General features: G+C 68.4%; 25 protein-coding genes. 9 read left to right on the top strand and 16 right to left on the bottom strand.

Annotated features, from left to right (window positions below; all coding sequences use genetic code 11):
• Positions 1-18 precede the first annotated feature (18 nt).
• Positions 19-639 carry an oligoribonuclease gene (gene orn, locus ACODRX_RS21520; RefSeq protein ID WP_488873586.1) on the bottom strand — a complete coding sequence of 207 codons (621 nt, stop codon included), beginning with the start codon at positions 637-639 and terminating at the stop codon, positions 19-21.
• Between the two features lie 60 nt (positions 640-699).
• Between orn and ACODRX_RS21515 the strand changes: the two genes are divergently transcribed.
• Positions 700-1989 (top strand): M48 family metallopeptidase, encoded by a 1290-nt coding sequence (locus tag ACODRX_RS21515; protein ID WP_488873585.1) that lies wholly within the window; start codon positions 700-702, stop codon positions 1987-1989.
• Positions 1986-2960, top strand: a complete 975-nt coding sequence (rsgA, locus tag ACODRX_RS21510; protein WP_488873584.1) for a ribosome small subunit-dependent GTPase A — start codon at positions 1986-1988, stop codon at positions 2958-2960. Before ACODRX_RS21515 ends, rsgA begins: the two co-directional genes overlap by 4 nt.
• On the opposite strand, the gene ACODRX_RS21505 is transcribed toward rsgA, so the two are convergent.
• On the bottom strand, positions 2941-3915 hold the full coding sequence (locus ACODRX_RS21505; RefSeq protein ID WP_488873583.1) for a LysR family transcriptional regulator: 975 nt from the start codon (positions 3913-3915) through the stop codon (positions 2941-2943). The genes rsgA and ACODRX_RS21505 overlap by 20 nt on opposite strands.
• 145 nt (positions 3916-4060) lie before the next feature.
• Here ACODRX_RS21505 and ACODRX_RS21500 point away from each other — a divergent pair, with 145 nt between their 5' ends.
• Together ACODRX_RS21500 and ACODRX_RS21495 are read left to right on the top strand one after the other, a co-directional pair.
• On the top strand, positions 4061-5254 hold the full coding sequence (locus ACODRX_RS21500; RefSeq protein ID WP_488873582.1) for an MFS transporter: 1194 nt from the start codon (positions 4061-4063) through the stop codon (positions 5252-5254).
• A 118-nt stretch (positions 5255-5372) separates the two neighbouring features.
• Positions 5373-8438 (top strand): beta strand repeat-containing protein, encoded by a 3066-nt coding sequence (locus ACODRX_RS21495; protein WP_488873581.1) that lies wholly within the window; start codon positions 5373-5375, stop codon positions 8436-8438.
• A 138-nt stretch (positions 8439-8576) separates the two neighbouring features.
• Here the strand turns inward: ACODRX_RS21495 and ACODRX_RS21490 are convergent, their stop codons facing one another.
• The 3 genes from ACODRX_RS21490 to rplS form a co-directional block, all read right to left on the bottom strand.
• On the bottom strand, positions 8577-9545 hold the full coding sequence (locus tag ACODRX_RS21490; RefSeq protein ID WP_488873580.1) for a CobD/CbiB family protein: 969 nt from the start codon (positions 9543-9545) through the stop codon (positions 8577-8579).
• Positions 9542-10252 carry a CoA pyrophosphatase gene (locus ACODRX_RS21485; protein WP_488873579.1) on the bottom strand — a complete coding sequence of 237 codons (711 nt, stop codon included), beginning with the start codon at positions 10250-10252 and terminating at the stop codon, positions 9542-9544. Before ACODRX_RS21485 ends, ACODRX_RS21490 begins: the two co-directional genes overlap by 4 nt.
• A gap of 128 nt (positions 10253-10380) precedes the next feature.
• Positions 10381-10761, bottom strand: a complete 381-nt coding sequence (gene rplS, locus ACODRX_RS21480; protein WP_488873578.1) for a 50S ribosomal protein L19 — start codon at positions 10759-10761, stop codon at positions 10381-10383.
• Here rplS and ACODRX_RS21475 point away from each other — a divergent pair.
• A complete protein-coding gene (locus ACODRX_RS21475) occupies positions 10760-10891 on the top strand; it encodes a hypothetical protein (RefSeq protein ID WP_488873577.1) in 132 nt (43 codons plus the stop codon). The genes rplS and ACODRX_RS21475 overlap by 2 nt on opposite strands.
• A gap of 8 nt (positions 10892-10899) precedes the next feature.
• On the opposite strand, the gene trmD is transcribed toward ACODRX_RS21475, so the two are convergent.
• The 3 genes from trmD to rpsP all read right to left on the bottom strand — a co-directional run bounded on the left by trmD (position 10900) and on the right by rpsP (position 12635).
• Positions 10900-11667 carry a tRNA (guanosine(37)-N1)-methyltransferase TrmD gene (gene trmD, locus ACODRX_RS21470; protein WP_488873576.1) on the bottom strand — a complete coding sequence of 256 codons (768 nt, stop codon included), beginning with the start codon at positions 11665-11667 and terminating at the stop codon, positions 10900-10902.
• 11 nt (positions 11668-11678) lie between these two features.
• Positions 11679-12251, bottom strand: a complete 573-nt coding sequence (gene rimM, locus ACODRX_RS21465; protein ID WP_488873575.1) for a ribosome maturation factor RimM — start codon at positions 12249-12251, stop codon at positions 11679-11681.
• A 129-nt stretch (positions 12252-12380) separates the two neighbouring features.
• Positions 12381-12635: a 30S ribosomal protein S16 gene (rpsP, locus tag ACODRX_RS21460; protein ID WP_488873574.1), complete on the bottom strand. Its 255-nt coding sequence runs from the start codon at positions 12633-12635 to the stop codon at positions 12381-12383.
• Positions 12636-12745: 110 nt separating this feature from the next.
• Between rpsP and ACODRX_RS21455 the strand changes: the two genes are divergently transcribed.
• Positions 12746-13270, top strand: coding sequence for a GNAT family N-acetyltransferase (locus ACODRX_RS21455; RefSeq protein ID WP_488873573.1), 525 nt, complete (start codon positions 12746-12748; stop codon positions 13268-13270).
• 3 nt (positions 13271-13273) lie between these two features.
• Complete coding sequence (locus tag ACODRX_RS21450) at positions 13274-13732, top strand: TM2 domain-containing protein (protein WP_488873572.1); 459 nt, start codon at positions 13274-13276, stop codon at positions 13730-13732.
• A gap of 102 nt (positions 13733-13834) precedes the next feature.
• On the opposite strand, the gene ACODRX_RS21445 is transcribed toward ACODRX_RS21450, so the two are convergent.
• The 8 genes from ACODRX_RS21445 to ACODRX_RS21410 all read right to left on the bottom strand — a co-directional run bounded on the left by ACODRX_RS21445 (position 13835) and on the right by ACODRX_RS21410 (position 21229).
• Entirely contained in the window at positions 13835-14845 is a 1011-nt protein-coding gene (locus ACODRX_RS21445) for an inorganic phosphate transporter (RefSeq protein WP_488873571.1), read from the bottom strand.
• A gap of 13 nt (positions 14846-14858) precedes the next feature.
• Positions 14859-15506: a DUF47 domain-containing protein gene (locus tag ACODRX_RS21440; protein ID WP_488873570.1), complete on the bottom strand. Its 648-nt coding sequence runs from the start codon at positions 15504-15506 to the stop codon at positions 14859-14861.
• A 165-nt stretch (positions 15507-15671) separates the two neighbouring features.
• Complete coding sequence (locus ACODRX_RS21435; protein ID WP_488873569.1) at positions 15672-16064, bottom strand: DMT family protein; 393 nt, start codon at positions 16062-16064, stop codon at positions 15672-15674.
• 33 nt (positions 16065-16097) lie between these two features.
• A complete protein-coding gene (locus ACODRX_RS21430) occupies positions 16098-16841 on the bottom strand; it encodes an ABC transporter ATP-binding protein (protein WP_488873568.1) in 744 nt (247 codons plus the stop codon).
• Between the two features lie 2 nt (positions 16842-16843).
• A complete protein-coding gene (locus ACODRX_RS21425) occupies positions 16844-17629 on the bottom strand; it encodes an ABC transporter ATP-binding protein (RefSeq protein ID WP_488873567.1) in 786 nt (261 codons plus the stop codon).
• Positions 17630-17638: 9 nt separating this feature from the next.
• Positions 17639-18715, bottom strand: coding sequence for an ABC transporter permease subunit (locus ACODRX_RS21420; RefSeq protein WP_488873566.1), 1077 nt, complete (start codon positions 18713-18715; stop codon positions 17639-17641).
• 9 nt (positions 18716-18724) lie between these two features.
• Positions 18725-19654 carry a branched-chain amino acid ABC transporter permease gene (locus ACODRX_RS21415; RefSeq protein WP_488873565.1) on the bottom strand — a complete coding sequence of 310 codons (930 nt, stop codon included), beginning with the start codon at positions 19652-19654 and terminating at the stop codon, positions 18725-18727.
• 192 nt (positions 19655-19846) lie between these two features.
• The gene (locus tag ACODRX_RS21410) at positions 19847-21229 is read right to left on the bottom strand and encodes a hypothetical protein (RefSeq protein ID WP_488873564.1); all 1383 of its coding nucleotides are present in this window, start codon (positions 21227-21229) and stop codon (positions 19847-19849) included.
• 94 nt (positions 21230-21323) lie between these two features.
• Here ACODRX_RS21410 and ACODRX_RS21405 point away from each other — a divergent pair, with 94 nt between their 5' ends.
• Both ACODRX_RS21405 and ACODRX_RS21400 read left to right on the top strand, forming a co-directional pair.
• The gene (locus tag ACODRX_RS21405) at positions 21324-22241 is read left to right on the top strand and encodes a LysR family transcriptional regulator (protein ID WP_488873563.1); all 918 of its coding nucleotides are present in this window, start codon (positions 21324-21326) and stop codon (positions 22239-22241) included.
• A gap of 3 nt (positions 22242-22244) precedes the next feature.
• A complete protein-coding gene (locus ACODRX_RS21400; protein ID WP_488873562.1) occupies positions 22245-23165 on the top strand; it encodes a tripartite tricarboxylate transporter substrate binding protein in 921 nt (306 codons plus the stop codon).
• The last annotated feature ends 19 nt before the right edge of the window (positions 23166-23184 follow it).

Raw genomic sequence — 23184 nt, 5'->3', positions numbered from 1 at the left:
CCCAAATCGAGGGGTGTATCACGCCACGGCGGCGGCCGGGCGCTCCATCTGCAGGAACCCGCCGCGGTAGTAGGCCAGCTCATCGATGGACTCGTGCACATCCGCCAGCGCGGTGTGCTTTTGCGCCTTCTTGAAGGCCGCCACCAGCTCGGGCCGCCAGCGGCGGGCCAGCTCCTTGAGCGTGCTGACGTCGATATTGCGGTAGTGGAAGAAGGCTTCCAGCTGCGGCATGTACCTGACCAGGAAGCGCCGGTCCTGGCCGATGCTGTTGCCGCACATCGGCACCTTGCCCTTGGGCGCATAGTGCCGCAGGAACTGCAGCACCGCCTTCTGCGCCATGGCCTCGTCGATGAGGGAGGCGCGCACGCGCTCGGTCAGGCCGCTCCTGCCATGGGTGCCGCGGTTCCAGGCATCCATCTTGGCCAGCTCGTCCTCGCCCTGGTGGATGGCGATGACCGGGCCCTCCACCCGCACCGCCAGGTCGGGGCTGGTCACCACCACCGCGATCTCGATGATGCGGTGGGTATCGGGGTCGAGCCCGGTCATCTCGCAGTCGAGCCAGATCAGGTTCAGGTCGGATTTGGCCAGCATGGGGGCTTGGGCAGGCGCGGAGGTTTCAGGGATGTGGGTGATAGCCATGGCGGGTATTGTCACTGATCCCCTACACTTGCCTGCTTTGCAACCGACGCTGCCTTGCCTTTGACCACCTCTCTTTTGTTCACGCTGGTTTTTGCCGTCGCGCTGTGCGCCGGCACCCTGCTCAAGCTCTGGCTGGCCAGCCGCCAGATCCGCCATGTGGTGCGCCACCGCGATGCGGTGCCCGCCGGCTTTGCCGAGCGCATCAGCCTGGCCGCGCACCAGAAGGCCGCGGCCTATACCGTGGCCAAGGCGCGCTTTGGCATGCTGGAGCTGGCCCTGGGCGTGGCCGTGCTGCTGGGCTGGACGCTGCTGGGCGGGCTGGATGCGCTCAATGGCGCGCTGCTGGCCTGGCTGGGCGGCGGCATGTGGCAGCAGCTGGCGCTGGTGGCCGCCTTCGTGCTGGTCAGCGGCCTGATCGACCTGCCGGCCAGCTGGTGGCAGACCTTCGTGATCGAGCAGCGCTTCGGCTTCAACAAGATGACGCCCGGCCTGTGGCTGGCCGACCTGCTCAAGGGCGCGGCCATGGGCGCGGCGATCGGCCTGCCCATCCTGGCGCTGATCCTGTGGCTGATGGGCGCCGCGGGCCGCTGGTGGTGGCTGTGGGCCTGGGCGGCGTGGATGGGCTTCAACCTGCTGCTGATGGTGGTCTACCCGACTTTCATCGCACCGCTGTTCAACAAGTTCGAGCCGCTGGCGGACGAGGCGCTCAAGGGCCGCGTGCAGGCGCTGATGCAGCGCTGCGGCTTTTCGGCCAAGGGCCTGTTCGTGATGGACGGCAGCCGCCGCAGCGCGCATGCGAACGCCTACTTCACCGGCTTCGGCGCCGCCAAGCGCGTGGTGTTCTTCGACACGCTGCTGCAAAAGCTCGATGCCGACGAGGTCGACGCGGTGCTCGCGCACGAGCTGGGCCATTTCAAGCACCGGCACATCGCCAAGCGCATGGCCGGCATGTTCGTGCTGACGCTGGCCGGCTTTGCGCTCTTGGGCTGGCTGTCGCGCCAGGGCTGGTTCTACGCGGGCCTGGGGGTCACGCCCAACTTCAACATCGCCGGCGTGCCCGGATCGGCACCCAACGATGCGCTGGCGCTGCTGCTGTTCATGCTGGCGGTGCCGGTGTTCAGCGGCTTCGTGTCGCCGCTGGCATCGGGCTGGTCGCGCCGCCACGAGTTCGAGGCCGACGCCTATGCCGCGCGCCAGACCGACGCCCGCCACCTGCAGACCGCGCTGCTCAAGCTGTACGAGGACAATGCCTCGACGCTGACGCCCGATCCGGTCTATGTGCGCTACTACTATTCGCACCCGCCGGCGGTGGAGCGCATGGCCCACCTGCAGCGGCTGGCGGCCGCATGAAGCGCGCCCACGCCAAGCCCGGCGCGGCCACCGCGCTCACCGGCCTGGTCGTGGCCAGCCATGGCCGCCACTGCGTGGTCGAGACGCCCGACGGCACGCGCCGCATCTGCCACCCGCGCGGCAAGAAGAGCCAGGCGGTGGTGGGCGACCAGGTGCTGTGGCAGCCGCCGCCGCCCGGCCAGGGCGACGAGGGCACGATCGAGAAGGTGCAGGACAGGCGCAACCTGTTCTACCGCCAGGATGAGATCCGCACCAAGTCCTTCGCGGCCAATCTCGACCAGGTCCTGATCCTGCTGGCGGCCGAGCCGGTGTTCTCCGAGAGCCAGCTGGCGCGCGCGCTGATCGCCGCCGAGGCGGCGCACATCAGGCCCGTCATCGCGCTGAACAAGATGGATCTGGGCGAGCCCTTTGTGCGCGCCTGGGAGCGGCTGCAGCCGTACCGCACCATGCGCGACGCCGAGGACGCCCCAGCGCACTACACGGTGCTGCCGTTCGCGCTGGCGGGCGCGGACGGCGCAGAGCGCGATGCCATCTACGGCCTGCTCGCAGGCAAGACCACCCTGGTGCTCGGCCCGTCCGGCGTGGGCAAAAGCACCTTGATCAACCTGCTGATCCCCGGCGCCAACGTGGCCACCAACGAGATCTCGCAGGCGCTGAACACCGGCAAGCACACCACCACCAGCACCACCTTGTACTGGGTGGACGAGGCGCGCACCACGGCCCTCATCGACTCGCCGGGCTTTCAGGAGTTCGGCCTGCACCACATCGAGCCCACCCAGCTCGCGGCCTGCATGCCCGACATCGCGGCGCATGCCGGCGACTGCCGGTTCTACAACTGCACCCACCTGCACGAGCCAGGCTGCGGCGTGATCGAGGCCGTGCAGAACGGCGATGCCGCCCTGCCCCTCAGCGAGAACCGCTACGCGATCTACGGCGACCTGTTCGCCGAGCTCAGCCAGCAGCGCTACTGAGTCGCGGCGGCAGCGCCTCGGCATGGCGCAGGTCGACGTGGGCCTTCAAGAAGTCCAGCACCGCGCGGGTGCGCGGCGGCAGCCGCTCGGGCTTGCCCAGGTAGACCGCGTGGATCGGTTCGAGCACGCCGGTGTTGAAGTCCTCCAGCACCACCGCCAGCCGGCCGGCCGCCAGGTCGGGCCAGGCATGGTAGAGCGACAGCCGCGCCAGCCCCGTGCCCTGCAGCGCCAGGTTGCGCATCACGTCGCCATCGTTCACCCGTACCAGATCGCCGATGTCCACATCGAGCCTGCGCCCATCCACGCTGAAAGGCCAGTGCGGCACCGCGCGCGGGTAGTTCCAGCCGATGCGCACATGGTGCTGCAGATCCCGGGGATGCTGCGGCCAGCCGCGCCGGCGCAGATAGCCGGGTGCGCCCACGATCACCTGGCGGGTGCGGCCCAGCAGGTGCGCCACCATGTCCGAGGACGGCAGCTCGCCCCAGCGGATCGCGATGTCCGCCCGCGCCTCGATCAGGTCTACCACCTGGTCGGTGAAGCTCAGGTCCAGCCGCAGCCCGGGGTAGGCCTCCATCAGGCGGGGCAGCAGCGGCACCAGCAGCAGCTGGCCGGTGGACGAGCTGGCATTGATGCGCACCACGCCGCGCGGCTGGCTGCGCGCGGCGGCGGCCGATTCCGCATCATTGAGCTCCGCCAACGCCCGCCTGGCGCCATCATGCAGCTGGCTGCCTTCGGGCGTGAGCTGCAGCCGCCGCGTGCTGCGCAGCAGCAGCTGCGTGCCCAGCCGCGCCTCGAGCCGCGCGACGATCTTGCTCACCGCCGATGGCGACACGCCCAGCACCCGCGCCGCCGCGGAAAAGCTGCCGCGCTCGGCCACCAGCACGAACACCTCCAGCTCGCCCGAGCGGTTGACCTCCAGCGGAGACGGGGCGGCGGTGGGTGGTTGCAATGGCATGGCGAGGCGGCTGGACGAAGGCGAGAGCGGCATTGTGCCCGCCCATTCGTTCCATGTGGGCACAAATATCTTTCCATTATTCCATCTACCCATGCAAAAGCGGGGGCGCCACAATCCTGGCTTCTTTGCAAGAAAGGATGGCTCCATGCCTGTATCCCTGTTGGCGCTGGCCGCCGGTGCCTTCGGCATCGGCACCACCGAATTCATCATCATGGGCTTGCTGACCCAGGTCAGCCAAAGCCTGGACATCTCCATCCCCACCGCGGGCACGCTGATCTCGGGCTATGCCGTCGGCGTGGCGGTAGGCGCGCCGGTGCTCACGCTGGCCACGCTGCGCTGGCCGCGCAAGCGGCTGCTGATGGGCCTGATGCTGATCTTCATCGCCGGCAATGCCGCCGCCGCGCTGGCGCCCAGCTATGGCTGGCTGATGGCGGCGCGCGTGCTCACCTCGCTGACCCACGGCACCTTCTTCGGCGTGGGTGCGGTGGTGGCCACCAGCCTGGTGCCGGCCGACAAGAAGGCCTCGGCGATCGCGCTGATGTTCTCGGGCCTGACCCTGGCCACGCTGCTGGGCGTGCCGGCCGGCGCCTGGCTGGGCCAGCTGTGGGGCTGGCGCATGGCATTTGCGGCGGTGGCCGTGGTCGGCCTGCTGGCGCTGGCCGTGCTGGCCGTTTTCGTGCCGCGCGAGCTGCCGCTGCCGCAGGCCGGCGGCCTGCGCGCGGAGCTGGCGGTGCTGCGCCACCCGCAGGTCTGGCTCGGCCTGCTGGTGACCGTGTTCGGCTTTGCCGGCGTGTTTGCCCTCTATACCTATGTGGAGCCGCTGCTGACGCAGGTGACGCATATGGCCAACAGCCTGGTCGCGATCACCCTGCTGCTGTTCGGCGCCGGCCTGGCGCTGGGCAACTGGCTGGGCGGCAAGCTAGCCGACCGCGGCGTGCTGCGGGCCCTGGTGCTCACGCTGGCGGCGCTGGCGCTGATCCTGCTGCTGGGCCGCTGGGCCTTTGGCCAGGCGGCCGTGGCCATGGCCTATGTGGTGGTCCTGGGCATCGCCGCCTTTGCCACCGTGGCGCCGATGCAGATGCGGGTGCTGCAGTCTGCCGGCAGCAGCGGCGCCAACCTGGCGTCCAGCCTGAACATCGCGGCCTTCAACCTGGGCAATGCGCTGGGCGCCTGGGTGGGCGGCGCGATCATCGCCGGCGGGCTGGGCCTGCTGTCGATAGGCTGGGGCGCGGCGGCCCTGTCGGCCCTGGGCCTGGCCTTGGCCGCGGCAAGCCCGTGGCTGGCGGACGGCGGGCGCCAGCCATTGCCGGCCGGCTGCGTGGCCGAACCGGGGCGGTAGCGGGCGGGTAGCGGGCGGGGATTTCCCCGACACGGCAAAGAGCATTGTTTGCAAATAGCTTTGTCCTATTTGATTTGTTTTATCTATAGTTTCATCAGCTTTACACTGGAGAAACTATATGTCCCCCGACAACGCTAACGGCATACCCCCGATGCCGCGCGCCAGCAGAGCGGCCCGCGCCTGCTGGGTCTTGGCAACGGCCAGCCTGGCATCCTTCGCCGCGCAGGCCGATATCGGCATCAACCATGGCTTCAGCCCCTCCACGGTCATCGTGGGCCAGCCCACCACGCTGACGGTGAACCTGATCAACCAGAACCCGGCGGCGGCCACGGGAGCCGGGGTTTCCATCCCGCTGGCGGGCATGAACGTCACCGCCATCTCGACCACCTGCGCCCCGGGCACCGCCGCCATGTCGGGCTCCAACCTGGTGCTCAGCAATGGCACCATACCCGCCGGCCCCAACGGACAGTGCAAGATCACCGCCCAGGTCACCGTGCCGGCCTCCGGCACCTATCTGAGCGAAGTCGCCGCGGGAGCAGCCAGCTCGTCGCAGGGCAGCAACGCCAGCCCATCCAGCGTGGCGCTGCGGGTGAACGCGCTGGCGCCTATCAAGGGCGCCAAGGCATTCAGCCCCACGACGGTACGCGGCGGCGGCATCTCCACCGTCACCATCACGCTGAACAACACCAACAACGTGCCCCTGACAGGCGCCGCGCTGACCGACACGCTGCCGGCCAAGCTCATGGTCGCCACGCCAGCCAACGCCAGCAGCAGCTGCGGCGGCACGGTCGGCGCCGCGCCAGGGGCCGGCAGCGTCAGCCTGTCGGGCGGCACCATCCCGGCCCAGGGCAGCTGCACGCTCAGCTTCGACGTCACCCCGTCCGATCCCAACGTGTTCTTCAGCGCCAACCAGACGAACACCATCGACTCCAGCGGCGTCACCGCGGACTATGGCGCCACCAATATCGCGCCGTTCAGCGGCACGGTCGGCGTCAACACCGGCGCGCGCATCGTGAAGAACTTCGTCGAAGACCCGGTGCCCAACGGCGGCTCGGCCCGCTTCACCCTGGTGATCCAGAACTTCAACGCCACTGCGCTTGGCGGCATCAGCTTCACCGACAATGTGCCGGCAGGCGTCACGCCCACCGCGATCAACAGCAACACCTGCGGCGGCAGCGCCTCGTTCACCGGCTCGTCGGTCAGCCTGAGCGGTGGCTCCGTGGCCGGTGGCACCACGGCTGGCGTGGGCAGCTGCACCATCGAAGTGCAGTACACCGCGACCAATACGACGGGCAACTACATCTCCGTCGCCAACAGCCAAGCGAACTTCGTGCCCAGCCCCCTGCAGTTCGGCCCGGTCGCCGTGACGGTCGTGGGCGACAGCGTGACCCTCAACCCCGGCGGGCCAGGGCCGGGCATCAACGCCACCAAGACCTTCAATGGCCTGCAAAGCGTGACCAATGCCAACCAGGGCCGGCAGACCAACACCCTCCAGATGGTGCTCACGCTGACCAACAGCGCCGCCACCCCGGCGACCATCACCTCGATCAGGGACGATCTGAGCCTGATGGGCACATCGTTCACCGTGGGCGGAGCGGCCAGCACGACCTGCGGCGGCTCGGTCAACGCCACCATCGGCGGCACCCTGATCGAGAAGAGCGACGGCGCGATCCCCGCGAACAGCTCCTGCACCATCTCGGTACCGGTCAAGATCGACGGCAACGCCACGCCCGGATTGCACCGCAACCGCATCGGCGGCACCTCGGGCCAGGGCGACAGCAACCTGATCCTTACCAACGGCAATGTCTGGACGCCCCTGCAGTGGGCCGAGGTCAATGCCAGCGCGGCGCTCACCGCCGGCAAGTCCTTCAGCCCCAACACGATCTCGTCCGGGCAAAGCACCTCGACCATGACCATCACGCTGAACCGGGCCGCGGGCGCGACCGACCTGACGAACCTGTCGTTCACCGACACCTTCCCCAGCGCGCCGTTCGTGCTCGAAGCCAAGAACCTGGTGAGCAACAGCTGCGGCGGCACCCTGGATCTGGGCACGCCGGGCCAGCTGTCGCTGTCCGGTGGCGCCATCGCCATGCCGGCCGGCGGCCAGGACGCGGCCAGCAGCTGCAGCATCGTGGTCGAGGTGGGCGCGCCCGCCGGCGCCAACGGCACCATCGCCAACACCCTGGCGGCGCGCTCCATCACCACCGATGAGAACGTGTCCAACAACAACACCGCCTCGGCATCGCTCACCGCGTCCAGCGCCTCGCTGCAGCTGAGCAAGGAGTTCAGCAAGGCCACGCTGGAGCGGCTGGGCGACAAGACCACGCTGAAGCTGATCATCAGCAACACCGAAGGCGCGCCCACGCAGACCGGGGTCAAGCTGCAGGACAACCTGCCCTTCGGCATGGTGGTTGCGGATCCGCCCAACCTGGCGCTCGCCGGCAGCTGCACCATCGCAGCGGCCGATCTGCAGGCCGCGGCCGGCGCCAGCACCGTCGCCATGGCGGGCGCCGGCGCCACCGTGCCGGCAGGCGCCACCTGCACGCTCTCCGTGGATGTGACCGGCACGGCCTACGGCAACCTGACCAACATCGTTGCGCCCGGCGGCCTGACCTCGTCGACCGGCCTGGCCAACACCGGCCCGGCCCAGGCCACCGCATCGGTGATCGGCGACGGCGACGTGGGCGTGACCATCACCAACAACGCCAATAGCCTGCAGCCCGGCGGCACCACCACCTATGTGGTCGTCGTCACCAACCATGGCAATTCGGATATCGCCGGCGTGACCCTGTCGAACCCGGCGCCCTCCGGCCTGAGCTACGGCAGCTGGACCTGCAGCGCGGCCGGCGGCGCCACCTGCGCCGCGGCCAGCGGCAGCGGCAACCTGTCGGAGCTGGTCTCGCTGCCGGCCGGCGGCTCGGTGACCTACACGGTCACCGCCACGGTCGACGCAGGCCTGAGCGGCTCGGTGACCAACACCGCCACGCTGCTGATTCCCGCCGCGGTGCACGACACCAACCCGAGCAACAACACGGCCAGCGACACCGACCCGGTGGTGCAGCCGAACAAGAACCTGCAACAAGTGCCGGCCTCCAACCCTGCCGGCCTGGCATTGCTGGGCCTCATGCTGATGGGTGCCGCCGCCGGCGCCTGGCGCAAGCGCGCCAAGTCCGCGGGCCGATAACCTAGGCCCCCGCCCCACCGGCGCCCCATCTCCGCTCGCGGGATGGGGCGTTTTTTCTGGGCAGGCCGGCAGGCGGCGATATTACTCGTGGCGCCAGCGGCTCTGCGCCGCGTTCCCGCTTGATTGCGAAAAACCGCTTCAGCCCAGCAGGCGCGCCAGCGTGAGCAGCGCCAGCAGCAGCATCCACACCACCACCGAGCGCCACACCAGCCCGACCACGCTGCGCAGGTGGGCTACCTCGGGGTCGCGCCCCGGGGTGGTGCTGCCGTCGCCGTCCAGCGGGCCGGCATCCTCGGCCGCGGCGCTGCGCGCGCGCAAGGCCGCGCCGCCCAGGCGGATGTCGATCGCGCCGGCGGTGGCGGCCAGGATCACGCCGTCGTCGTCATTGGGAAAGTGCTGGGTCTGGAAGCGCCAGTTGTCTATGGCCTGCTCGAAGTTGCCCACCGCGGCGAAGCTCACCGCGGTCAGCCGCGCCGGCAGCCAGTCGATGGCCCACCAGGCGGCGCTGGCCGCGCGCTGCATGGCGGCGCTGGCATCGGCCAGCCGCCCGCCCGGGCCCAGCACCCGGCCGACGAATTCGGCCATGCGGTAGAACACCGCGCCGGCCGGCCCCAGCCCCAGCGCCGACCCTATGGAGTAGCAGGCCAGCACGCCGAACACATGGCGGTGCGCCGCCAGCACCGAATACTCGATCACATGGCGCACGATCTCGCGGCGCGGCAGGTCATCGGCCTGCACCTGCTGCCAGTCGGCCAGATACTGGCGCGCCAGGGCCTCGTCGCCGGACTCCAACGCATCGCGGATGCGGGTGAAATGGTGGCTGAACTGGCGAAAGCCCAGCGTGACATAGAGCACCGCCACGTTCCACAGCATGGCCAGCGGCCAGCCCACCAGGTAGCTCAGCAGCCAGTCGATGCCCAGCGCCAGCGCGCTGGGCAGCAGCACCGCCACGCACCAGGCCAGGCGCCCGTGGTGACGCTGGCCGGCATCGAGATTGCGGCTGACCCACTGCACCCACGCGCGCACCGCGGCGTAGACCGGGTTGTCCCGGTCCAGCGGCTTGGCCTGCTCCAGCAGCAGCGCGATCAGCGTGGCGAAAAAACTCATGGGCGCACATCATACCCAGGCAAGGGCAGCGACAGAAAGCGGTACAGGTTGCGCAGCATGCCCGCGGTCGCGCCCCAGATGAAGCGCTCCTTGCCCGCGATGGGGTCGAAATAGGGCATGGACAGCCAGCGCCGCCGCATGTCCTGCATCTGGAACTGCTGCCAGTGGTGGTGGGCCGGGTTCATCAGGAACGCCAGCGGCACCTCGAAGACGTCGGCCACCTCGCCGGGGTTGGGGCGCAGCTGCACCGGCGGCGTCACCAGCGCCACCACCGGCGTGATGTCGAAGCCCGAGCCAGTCTCGTACTGCGGCAGGCAGCCGATCACCTCGGCCTGCGCGCGCGGCAGGCCCACCTCTTCCCAGGCTTCGCGCAGCGCGGCGTCGGCGGCATCGCGGTCGCCCTCGTCCTGGCGGCCGCCCGGAAAGGCGATCTGCCCGGAATGGTTCGAGAGATTGTGGGTGCGCTCGGTCAGCAGCAGGTAGGGCTGGTCGCGCTGCACCAGCGCCACCAGCACCGCGGCCTTGGCGATGGGGCGCGTCGTCCAGCGGCCCTCGGTGCTGACCTCGGGCTGCCAGGGCGCATGCGGGGCGGCGAAGCGCTGGCGCAGCGCGCCCGCGGTCAGCTGCGCGGCAGCGATCGCGGGCAGCTGCGTGTCCACGCCGACCACCGGCACCTGGCGCGGGTCGAAGCCGGGAATGCTGGACATCGGACGCGGCGTCAAAGCCGCCGCGGTGTCTGACGGGCGATCCAACGGGGCCATCCTTTCATCTCCAAAGAAAAAAGCCGCTACACGCGGAGCGTAGCGGCTTGTGGCACGAGGCGTGCGGCTGGGGATTATTCCGCAGCCACGGCAGCCTTGCGCGACGGCAGCTTTTCCTTGATGCGGGCCGACTTGCCGCTGCGCTCGCGCAGGTAGTACAGCTTGGCGCGGCGCACGTCGCCGCGGCGCTTGACTTCGATGCTGGCGATCAGCGGGCTGTAGGTCTGGAAGGTACGCTCCACGCCTTCGCCGCTGGAGATCTTGCGCACGGTGAAGCCGCTGTTCAGGCCACGGTTGCGCTTGGCGATCACCACGCCTTCGTAGGCCTGCACGCGCTTGCGGGTGCCTTCGACCACGTTCACATTCACCACGACGGTGTCGCCGGGGCCAAAATCGGGAACGGTCTTGTTCAGACGGGTGATTTCTTCCTGCTCGAGGATCTGGATCAGATTCATGGTGTCATCCAACGATCTTGCACGCGCCATCGAATGGGCGAATGGGGCAGCCAAGAACATGGTGTCGCTGGCGTCCACGGGTTTTGCTCTTCCTGCCATCAGGAAAAACGGCCGCGCAGAGGATCGGTAAACCGTGGATTATAGCAGTTTGCCCAACTGCTTCAAGAACTTCTCGTCGCCCTTGTCCAGCGCCCCCGCCTGGCGCGCCTGCTGCAGCAGCTCGGGCCGGTGGCCGGCGGTGGTGCGCAGGCGCTCGTCGCGGCGCCAGCGCTCGATGCGCGCATGGTGGCCCGACAGCAGCGGCTCGGGCACCGGCTGGCCCTCCCAGACCTCGGGCCGGGTGTAGTGCGGGCAGTCGAGCAGGCCGTCGAGCGCGGGGTTGAAGCTGTCGAACTGGTGGCTGCCCTCGTCGTGCAGCACGCCGGGCTGCAGCCGCGCAACCGCGTCGAGCAGCGCCATCGCGGCGATCTCGCCGCCGGACAGCACGAAGTCGCCCAGGCTCAGCTGCGCATCGACATACCGGTCGATGAAGCGCTGGTCCACGCCTTCGTAGCGCCCGCACAGCAGCACCGCGCCGGCGCCGCCCGAGCACTGCTGCACCAGCGCATGCTCGATCCTGCGGCCTATGGGCGAGAACAGCACCAGCGGCGCCGCGGCGCCCTCGGCTTCGGCGCGGTCTGCGCGGATGGCCGCCAGGCAGCGCGCCAGCGGCTCGGCCATCATCACCATGCCGGGGCCGCCGCCGAAGGGCCGGTCGTCCACCCGGCGGTAGTTGCCGTCGGCGAAGTCGCGCGGATTCCAGCAGCGCACCGCCACCTGGCCGCTTTGGTAGGCGCGGCGCGTCACGCCGCTGGCCAGAAAGGGCTCGAACAGCTCGGGGAACAGCGTGATGACGTCAAAGCGCATGTCAGTGCATGTCAGTAGTCGGCCTGCCAGTCGACCGTGATGCGCTTGTCCTGCAGCGACACCTGGTCCACATAGGCCGCGACGAAGGGGATCATGCGCTCGCGCGCCTTGCCGTCCTCCTCGTAGCCGATCACCAGCACGGTCTGCGGGCCGGTGGACAGCAGCTCGCGCACCACGCCCAGCGCCACGCCCTCGCGGTTGACCACCGCCAGGCCCATCAGATCGACCCAGTAGTACTCATCGTCGCCGGCCTGCGGAAAGTCGGCGCGCGAGACGAACACGCGCGCACCCTTGAGGCTTTCGGCCGCACTGCGCTCGTCTATGCCCTCGGCCGACGCGACCACCGTGCCGCCATGAAAGCGCGCCTGGCGCATGGCGAGCAGAACGGTGCCGGCAAAGTGCTTCGCGCCCTTTTGCGGCGGCAGCAGGAACCAGCGCTTGGCATTGAACAGCGCCTGCGGATCGGAGCTGTGCGCCAGCACCTTGAACCAGCCCTTGACGCCCCAGGCGTCCGCAATGCGGGCGACCTCGATGGCATCGGCGGGCAGCTCGGCGGGCTGAAGGGGCGTTGGGGCGGGTTGCATGGAATCTGGCGATGGAAAAAAGCGGAGGCCGTCAGTCGATGACCAACGGCCTCCGCTTGGGTATGGAATCTACCGGAACTGAGGCAGCCTGTTAAGCGGCCTGCTCAGGCGACCTGTTAAGCGGTGTGTTTAAGCGGCTTGCTTGGCAGCGGCTTGCTTGGCCAGGCGTTCCACCGTGTCGGAAGCCTGCGCGCCCACGCCCACCCAGTAGGCCAGGCGGTCTTGCGCGATGCGCAGCGTTTCCTCGCCGCCCTTGGCAGTCGGGTTGTAGAAACCAATGCGCTCGATGAAGCGGCCATCGCGGCGCACGCGCTTGTCGGCAACGACGATGTTGAAGAAAGGACGGGCCTTGGCGCCGCCGCGCGAGAGTCGAATTACGACCATAATGAATCCTTCGGGTGGTGATTGAATTCCTGCCGCGTTTGAGACACGCAACTAGCCACCCGGCCAGAGACACGCAGCAAAGCCCTGCATTATACGATTTTCGCCAGACCATGCCAAGCATTCGCGCCAGTACCACGGCAGACCTTGCCGCCATCACCCGCATCTACGCCCACCATGTGCTGCACGGCACCGGCAGCTTCGAGACCGAGCCGCCCACCGAGGCCGACATGGCGCAGCGCCGCAGCGACGTGCTGGCGCGCCAGCTGCCCTACCTGGTGGCCGAGCACGACGGGCAGGTGGCGGGCTTCGCCTATGCCAACTGGTTCAAGCCGCGCCCGGCCTACCGCTTCTCGGCCGAGGATTCGATCTATGTCGATGCCGCGCAGCAGGGGCGCGGCCTGGGCCGCCTGCTGCTGGCTGCGCTGCTGGAGCAGGCCGAGGCCGGCGGCGTGCGCAAGATGATCGCGGTGATCGGCGACTCGGCCAACCAGGGCTCGGTGGGCCTGCACGCTGCGCTGGGCTTTGCGCATGTGGGCACGATGAAGTCGGTGGGCTGGAAATTCGGCCAGTGGCGCGACGTGGTCTTGATGGAAAAAACCCTGGGCGCCGGCGACACGAGCGCGCCCGCGGCCTGAGCCATGGCGAAGAACAAGACCCTGGCGACCTGGCTCGCCTTCCTGGGCGGGCCGCTGGGCCTGCACCGCTTCTACCTGCACGGCCTGGGCGACGCCTGGGGCTGGTTCCTGCCGATTCCGACGGCGCTGGGCCTGTATGGCATCGAGCGGCTGCTGGAAAACGGCATCGACGACCAGGGCAGCTGGGTGCTGATCCCGCTGCTGGGCTTCACGATCGCCGCCTGCGCGCTGACCGCCATCATCTACGGGCTGATGGCGCCGGAGAAATGGAACGCCCGCCACAACCCGCAACTGGAGCCCGAGCACCCCGCGGGGCGCACCAACTGGTTCACCGTGGTCGGCATCGCCACCGCGCTGATGCTGGGCACCGCGGTGCTGATGGCCAGCCTGGCCTACAGCTTCGAGCACTATTTCGAGTACCAGATCGAAGAGGCGCGCAAGATCTCGCAGGACCCTGATTAAAAAAGAGAGCCGTCAGCGCTTACTACAACTAGTTTTCAGATATAAAACTATCTGAAACCTAGAGAACACGAGCGCTGGCAGCTCTCTTTTTTGCTGCGCCGTTCAGAATATCTGCAGGCTCACCCAGTAGGCCACCGCCGCCACGAACGCGCTGGCCGGGATGGTCAGCACCCAGGCCCAGACGATGTTGCCCGCCACGCCCCAGCGCACCGCGCTGGCGCGCTGGGTGGAGCCCACGCCGACGATGGCGCCGGTGATGGTGTGGGTGGTGGACACCGGCACGCCCAGCGCGGTGGCGATGAACAGCGTCAGCGCGCCGCCGCTCTCGGCGCAAAAGCCCCCGACCGGCTTGAGCTTGGTGATCTTCTGGCCCATGGTCTTGACGATGCGCCAGCCGCCGAACATGGTGCCCAGGCCGATCGCGGTGTAGCAGGCGACCACGGCCCAGGTCGGCGGATTCGGGTCGCTGGCCGAGGCATAGCCGGTGGACAGCAGCAGCAGCCAGATGATGCCGATGGTCTTTTGCGCGTCGTTGCCGCCGTGGCCCAGGCTGTATGCTCCGGCCGACAGCAGCTGCAGGCGGCGGAACCATTTGTCGATGCGCCCGGGGCTGGTGCGGCGGCAGATCCAGGCCACCAGCACCATCATCAGCGAGCCAAGGATGAAGCCCAGCAGCGGCGACACGAAAATGAACAGCACCGTCTTCCAGATGCCGCTGGCGATCAACGAGCCCGCGCCGGCCTTGGCGATCACCGAGCCGACGATGCCGCCGATCAGCGCATGCGACGAGCTGCTGGGAATGCCGTAGTACCAGGTGATGACGTTCCAGGTGATGGCGCCCAGCAGCGCGCCGAAGATCACATGCGTGTCCACCACCCCCGGCTGCACGATGCCCTTGCCGATGGTGGCCGCCACGCTGAGGTGGAACACGAAGATCGCCACGAAGTTGAAGAAGGCCGCGAACACCACGGCCTGCGTGGGCTTGAGCACGCCGGTGGAGACGACGGTGGCGATGGAGTTCGCCGCGTCGTGAAAGCCGTTCATGAAGTCGAACAGGATCGCCAGCGCCACCAGCACCACGATCACCCACAGGGCGGTTTGCATGGTTTGCATCGCTACCCCGGCTTCAGGAGTTTTCCAGGATGATGCCTTCGATGTGGTTGGCCACATCCTCGCACTTGTCGGTGATGGTCTCCAGCAGCTCGTAGATCGCCTTGAGCTTGATGACCTCGCGCACGTCGGGCTCCTCGCGGAACAGCTTGCTCATGGCGCTGCGCATCACGCGATCGGCGTCGCCTTCGAGGCGGTCGATCTCCTCGCAGGTCTTGATCGCGGCCTCGGCCACCGAGGGCTCGGCGATGCGCGCCAGCATCTTCACCGCGTCGCGCAGGCGCTCGCAGCACTTGACCGCCAGGTCGGTCAGCCGCGTGATCTCGTCGGTCATGTGGCGCACGTCGTACAGCGCCATGGTCTCGGCCGAATCCTGGATCAGGTCGGCCACGTCGTCCATGGTGTTGATCAGCGAATGGATCTGCTCGCGGTCGATCGGCGTGATGAAGGTCTTGTGCAGCGTGCGGTTGACCTCGGTGGTCACCCGGTCTGCCGCGCGCTCGGCGTTGTCCACGTCCTGGTTGTACTTCTCGCGCAGATGCGCATCGCCATAGTTGGCCACGAGCTGCGAAAACGCGTGGGCCGCCTCGACGATGCGATCCGCGTGCTGGTTGAACATGTCGAAGAAGTTGCCTTCGCGCGGCAATAGCTTGCCAAAGAGCATGATGTACCTGTGGGGTTCTATGCGGATAAAGGATGTGCCACACAGCCCCCACGGCAGAGCACCATGGGACTGTGCGGCACAGATTTCCGAAATTCTACGCGAGCTGTCATCGAACCGACTTATTTCCGGCCACAACATCCCTGCATCCAGCCCGGATGCCCGGGCCTACGCGCTGCGGAACACGAAATACACCGCCCCCAGCAGGCACAGCCCGGCCCAGAGGTAGTCCCACTTCAGCGGCTGGCCCATGAACCAGACCGAAAACGGCACGAACACCAGCAGCGTGATCACCTCCTGCAGGATCTTGAGCTGGCCCACGCTGAACTGCGTGAAGCCGATGCGGTTGGCCGGCACCTGCATCATGTACTCGAAGAACGCGATGCCCCAGCTCACCAGCGCAGCGATGTACCACGGCGAGGCCGACAGGTTCTTCAGGTGCCCGTACCAGGCAAAGGTCATGAACACATTGCTGGCGATTAGCAGGGCTATGGCCTGCACCGGCACGGGAAGGTTGCTCAGGAAATTCACGATGGCGCCCGAAAACGAGAAAAGCGCCATTGTCCGGCGCTTTTCGCTGGCCCGCAGGGGAAACTACTCCCCCAGGTAGGCCGCGCGCACCTTCGGGTCGCTCAGCAGCTGCTGGCCCGGCCCGCTCATGGTGATGATGCCCGACTCCATCACGTAGCCGCGGTCGGCGATGGCCAGCGCGCGGCTGGCGTTCTGCTCCACCAGCACGATGGTCACGCCCATGGAGTGCACGTCGCGCACCACCTCGAAGATCTTGTCCACCATGATGGGCGACAGGCCCATGGACGGCTCGTCCAGCAGCAGCAGCTTGGGCTGGGCCATCAGCGCGCGGGCCATGGCCAGCATCTGCTGCTCGCCACCCGACATGGTGCCGGCCAGCTGGTCCTTGCGCTCGCGCAGGCGCGGGAAGATGCCGAACATCTTCTCGATGTCGGCCTGCACGCCGGCCTTGTCGCGGCGCAGGTAGGCGCCCAGCAGCAGGTTGTCGGTGATGGTCTGGCGCGTGAACACGCCGCGGCCCTCGGGCACCATCACCAGCCCCTTGGCGACCAGGTCCCACGGGCCCTTGCCCCGGATGCTCTCGCCCAGATACTCGATGCTGCCGTCGTTGAGCTGCTGCGTGGCGGTAACCGCCTTCATCGTGGTGGTCTTGCCGGCGCCGTTGGAGCCGATCAGCGACACCAGCTCGCCCTGGAATACATCCAGGTCCACGCCCTTGACCGCCTGGATGCCGCCATAGGCCACCCTCAGGCCGCGCACCTTCAGCAGCGCCTGCCGGCCTTCTTGTTTGCTCGATTGATCGGCCATGCTCAGTGTCCTCCGGTGCCGAGGTAGGCCTCGATCACTTTGTCGTTCTTCTGCACTTCGGCGGGCGTGCCTTCCGCCAGGCGCTTGCCATAGTCGAGCACCGTCACGCGGTCGCACAGGCCCATCACCAGCTTCACATCGTGCTCGATCAGCAAGATGGTGCGGCCGTCGTTGCGGATGCGGTCGATCAGCTCGCGCAGCTGCACCTTCTCGGTGGCGTTCATGCCGGCGGCCGGCTCGTCCAGCGCGATCAGCTTCGGGTCGGTGGCCAGCGCGCGCGCGATCTCCAGGCGGCGCTGGTCGCCGTAGGACAGCGTGCGCGCCTTGTAGTCGGCAAAGCGCTCTATGCCCACATAGGCCAGCAACTCGCGCGCCCGGGCGCGGATCGCGGCCTCCTCGGCCTTGAACCTGGCGCCGCGCAAGATCGCGCCGAGCACGCCCGAGCTGGTGCGCACATGGCGCCCGACCATCACGTTCTCCAGCGCGGTCATCTCGGCGAACAGCCGGATGTTCTGGAAGGTGCGCGCGATGCCCGAGCGGGCCACCAGGTGCACCGCCTTGGGCTCGTAGGGCTGGCCTTCGAGCTCGAAGCTGCCCGAATCGGGCGTGTACAGCCCGGTGATCACGTTGAAGAACGTGGTCTTGCCCGCGCCGTTGGGGCCGATCAGGCCGTAGACCTGGCCGCGCTCGATGGTCAGCGCCACGTCGGACAGCGCCTGCAGGCCGCCAAAGCGCTTGGAGATGCCGGCGACCTTCAGCACCGCAGCCGCAGTATTCACATGGTTCATGGTGCTTCCTCAGTTCTTCTGCAAGGCGCTCTTGCCGTGCTCGGGAGAGGGCCACAGGCCGCGCGGGCGCAGCAGCATCACCACGATCATCGCCAGCGCGATCAGCAGCTGGCGCAGGATGGAGGCGTCGAGCCGGCCGTCGGTCATCGCCTGCAGCGGGCCGGCCACATAGCGCAGCACCTCGGGCAGGGCCGACAGCAGCACCGCGCCCAGGATCACGCCGGGAATATGGCCCAGCCCGCCCAGCACCACCATCGCCACGATCATGATGGACTCCATCAGGCTGAACGACTCGGGCGACACGAAGCCCTGGAAGGCGCTGAACATCACGCCGGCCACGCCGCCGAAGGTGGCGCCCATGCCGAAGGCCAGCAGCTTCATGTTGCGCGTGTTGATGCCCATGGCCTTGGCGGCGATCTCATCCTCGCGGATGGCCATCCAGGCGCGGCCGATGCGCGAATCCTGCAGGCGGTAGCAGATGAACACGCTCACCAGCACCAGCAGCAGGAACAGGTAGTAGTACAGCGACACCGACTCGATGGTGTAGCTGCCGATCTCGATGCGCTTGGCCAGGTCCAGCCCGAAGATCTTGATCGAATCGATCTGGCCCAGGCCCTTGGGGCCGTTGGTGATGTTCACCGGCTGGTCCAGGTTGAGCATGAAGATGCGGATGATCTCGCCGAAGCCCAGCGTCACGATGGCCAGGTAGTCGCCGCGCAGCTTGAGCACCGGCATGCCCAGCAGCACCCCCGCGCAGGCCGCCAGCAGCGCCGCCAGCGGAATCACCAGCCAGATCGAGGTATGCATGCCATTGGGGAACAAGGCCTTGAAGCCCTCGAAGGTCTCGGCCAGGTGAGGCGAGGCCATCAGCCCGAACATGTACGCGCCCACCGCGTAGAAGGCCACGTAGCCCAGGTCCAGCAGGCCGGCGAAGCCGACCACGATGTTCAGGCCCAGGGCCAGCATCACGTACAGCAGGGTCAGGTCGGCGATGCGCACCCAGGCGTTGCCGAAGGACTGCAGCACCAGCGGCAGCGCCAGCAGCACCAGCGCGCCCACGATCCATTGTGCTTTCTTGTTCTGCATCGCCACTCCTTATGCGCGGTCGGCCACACGTTCGCCCAGCAGGCCCGAGGGACGCAGGGTGAGCACGATGATCAGCACGATGAACGAGAAGATATCCACGTACTGGCTGCCCAGCACGCCGCCGGTGAGCGTGCCGATGTAGCCGGCGCCAATGGCCTCCACCAAGCCCAGGATCATCGCGCCCACCACCGCGCCCGCCAGGTTGCCGATGCCGCCGAACACCGCGGCGATGAAGGCCTTGAGCCCCGGCAAAAAGCCCATGGTGTGCTGGGCCGTGCCGTAGTTGGAGGCCCACATCACGCCGGCGATGGCCGCCAGCACCGCGCCGATCACGAAGGTGGCCGAGATCACGAAATCGGGCTTGATGCCCATCAGCGCGGCCACGCGCGGGTTCTCGGCCGTGGCCCGCATCGCGCGGCCCAGGCGGGTGTAGTTCACCAGGTACATCAGCAGCGCCAGCGTGATCGTGGTCACCACCAGGATCAGCACCTGCGTGGGCGTGATCACCGCGCCGGCCACCTCGAAGGGATCGGAGGGCAGCAGCGTGGGATAGGGCTTGTAGTTCGGCTTCCAGATGATCATCGCCAGCGTCTGCAGCAGGATGGACATGCCGATGGCGGTGATCAGCGGAGCCAGCCGCGGGCTGCTCCTCAGCGGCCGGTAGGCGATCTTCTCGATGCTGAAGTTCAGCACCGCCGCCACCACGCAGGCGATGATGGTGGCTATCAGCAGGATGATCCAGCCCGGCATGTCGGGCATGGCGGTCTGCATCATGCCGATGATGCTCCAGCTGGTCAGCGCGCCGACCATGAGCACTTCGCCGTGTGCGAAATTGATCAATTGAATAATGCCGTACACCATTGTGTAGCCCAAGGCTATCAATGCGTACATGCTGCCCAACACCAGACCGTTGATGATCTGTTGCAGCAAGATATCCATGCAAAACCCCTCTGCCGAGTGAACCCACTTGGTGCGCGAAACCCGGACAGGGATAGGCCCGGCGCCGCTCACCACCAACCGCGATAACAGTCGTATACATGCGGATCGCGGTGATTTTAGCGAGGGGAAGCAGTGGTTTCCCGAAGCATCACGCTCGGAGTTTCCCTATGCTGCGGCAGCGCAGGCAACAGCTCACTGCGGCCGCTGCCGCGCCGGCACCCGCGTCTGCAGCGCCGCCGGCGCATAGCCGGCATCGAAGCTGCAGCCCGCCCCGAAACGCGCCTCGTTGCCCGCGCAGGCCTGCGCGATGCCGGCCGCAGTGGGCTTGGTGCCCGAATCGACCCATTGCATCAGCGCCGTCATCAGCGTGGGATAGGTGGGATCGCTGATATAGCTGTGCGTGCCCTGGCGGGTGAAGGTCTGCACCAGCCGCGCGCCGCTGCCGCCCTGCTCCATCAGCGTGCGAAAGCGCGCATCCAGCTCCACGAAGGCGGTGGGATCGCTGATCCACTTGACCGACAGCACCGGCACCGGGATCTTGCCGGCGGGATCGGTGTCTTCGGCGAACTTGCGGTAGGCCGCCGGGTCGGCGCGGTAGCGCAGCACGCCGGCATTGAGCGCGGCATCGTCGGCCGAGCCCGAGTAGACCGCGCCCTCGTTGCCGAAGGGGCTGGCGCCGCCGGTGCGCTTGGCCGAGATGTCCTGGAAGTGCATGGTGCCCCAGTTCAGGTGCGACTGGATGGCGCTCTCGGGGATCTTGATGACCCGGGCGATGGTGTCGATCTTCGCCTGCTGCGCGGCCGTGCGCTGGGCGGCCGGCTTGTCCAGCGCCAGGCATTCGTTCACGCGCAGCGCCACGTCGGCCTGGCGCATCTTGGCATCGGCGGGCAGGCCCAGGTTGAGCGCATACTGGGGTTCGCTCGCGCGCGGATGGTTGCCGCACAGGTACTGGTAGACCACGCGCAGGTCGGTGCGGAAGTCGTAGGCATGGGTGCCGCCGCCCAGCACGCCGCTCGTCAGCAGCACGCCATCGTAGGGGCGCTCGCCCACGGTCTGCTCGGTGAACATCTCGGCGCCCTTGGAGGCCACACCCGCGCCCCAGGACTGGCCGTGCAAAATGGTGCGCCGGGGCTTGGCCACATGCTGGCGGAAGATGCCGCGCAGGCGTTCCGTGTCCTCGGCGGCGGCGCGTACCTCCACGCCGCCCTGGCGGTAGGTGGAGCCGGCCCAGGCATAGCCCGCGCGCACCATGATGGACCAGCGCACCAGGTCTTCGGCCGCGCGCTCGGCGGTGGGCGCGGCCAGGTCGGGGCCGCCGTGGGCATGCAGCACCAGGGTGCCGTTCCACTGCGCCGGCTTGGCGATCAGGTAGTAGGCGCCCTTGGAATCCTGGCCGGCCCAGCAGCTGATGCCCGCAGGAATCTCGGCGGGGCAGGCGGTGGGCTGGGGTGCGGCCTCGACCGAGGCCACCGGCCCCTGCAGCACGGTGGAGCCGCCGCCGCAGCCGGCAAGCGCTGATACTGCCAGCAGCGCGGCGCCGGCGGGACGCAGGGGAAAAGGGGCGAATCGTTGCATGCGGGTCTCCGGTTATTTGTCGGCCTCGATTCTGGAGAGGCTTGCCTAATATTTCAAAGATTTTTAGGATATCGATCGAATACTTTTGACATATATGGAACTGCGCCACCTCCGTTACTTCCTGGCCGTGGCCGACACCGGCCACATCACGCGCGCCGCCGAGCTGCTGGGCATGCAGCAGCCGCCGCTGTCGCAGCAGATCCGCGCGCTGGAGGAAGAGCTGGGCATTGCCCTCTTCAGGCGCCACCCCAAGGGCGTGGACCTCACCGACGCGGGCCGCGAGCTGCGCGGCGAGGCCACGCGGCTGCTGGGCGACTTCGGCGCCATGCGCGCGCGCATGCTGGCCTTTGCGCGCGGCGAGCGCGGCCGCATCCACGTGGGCTTCACCAGCTCGGCCGCGGCCCATGCCTTCACGCCCGAGGTGCTGCGCCTGTGCCGCGGCCGCCATGCCGAGATCGCGCTCGACGTGAGCGAGCACAACGCGGCCGAGATCACCGAGGCGGTGCAGCTCGGGCGCATGCACTGCGGCTTTCTGCGCGTGCCGGTCGCACGGCCCGAGGGGCTGGTGTTCGAGACGCTGCTGCAGGAGCCGGCGCTGCTGGCGATTCCGGCGGACCACCGGCTGGCGCGCGAGCCATCGCGGCCGGTGGCCCTGAAGCAGCTCGACGGCGAGCGCCTGATCCTGGTGCGGCGCAGCGGCGCGCCGGGCCTGTACGCCAATTTGCTGGCCCTGTGCGCCCAGCAAGGGGTGCGGGTGGAGGTGGCCGCCGAGGTGGAGCGCATGATGACCAATGTGAACCTGGTGGCCGCGGGCATGGGCCTGTCCATCGTGCCGGCCTCGGTGCGCGGCGCCCATCCCCAGGCGGTGGTCTACCGCGCCTTCGCCTCCGCGGTGCGGCTGGGTGCGCCGCTCACCCTGGTGTACCGCGAGGCCGGCGACGAAGGCCCGGTGGGCACCTTCATCGCGCTGGCGCGCGAGCTGGCGCAGCGCCACCAGGCTCAGGACGGCTGAGGCATGCGCGGCCCACAGCCCCCCGACACCGGCCGGCGCGCCCTGCTGGCGGCCGGCGTCGGTGCGCTGGCCGGGGCCGCCATCGCGGCGCCGGCCTGGCCCGGCGCCAGCGTGCGGATTCTCGTGGCCTACCCGCCGGGCGGCGTCAGCGACCTCGTGGCCCGGGCGCTCGCCGAGCAGCTGGCACTGCAATGGGGCGTGCCGGTGGTGGTGGACAACCGGCCCGGCGCCAGCGGCACGCTGGCGCTGGAGCTGCTGGCGCGCAGCGCGCCCGATGGCCGCACCCTGGCTTTTGCCGCGGCCACCGCGGCCGGCCTGGCGCAAGCTCCGGTGACGCCGGTGGCCGGCGTGATGCGCACACCCATGCTGCTGGTCGGCACGCCGGCGCTCAAGGCCACAGATTTCGAAGGCATGCTGGCCGAGGCGCGCGCCATGCCCGGCGGCATCCGCTGGGCCACCACGGGCGACGGAACTACCGGCCACGCGGTGCTGCGGCGCATAGGGCGCGCCACCGGCATTCCCATCGTGCATGTGCCCTACAAGGGCGGCGGCCAGCAGCTCAACGACGCGCTGGCCGGGCATTTCGAGCTGCTGTCCACCAATGTCGCGCCGCTGCAGCTGCAGGCGCTGCGCGCGGGCCGCTTCAAGGCCCTGGCCGTGGGCGCGCCGCAGCGCCTATCCGTGCTGCCCGATGTGCCCACGCTGGCGCAGCTAGGCTATGCGCAGGCCAACCTGGACTCGCTGTTCGGCCTGTTCGCGCCGCCGCGGCTGCCGCCGGCCCTGGCCGGGCGCATCCATGCGGCGCTCGCCCGGGCGCTGCGCGCCGCGCCCATCCGCAGCCGGCTGCAGGCGGCCAGCAACCAGCCGTTCGAGGGTTCGTCCGAGGATTTCGCACTGCAGGTGGTGCGGGAAGCGGAGCGTTGAGCCGTGCGCGGATTTCCTC

The sequence above is a fragment of the Comamonas sp. FG99 genome (assembly GCF_057808605.1).
The sequence above is the reverse complement of the archived record's forward strand: the minus strand, read 5'-3'. Positions and strand labels throughout refer to the sequence as shown.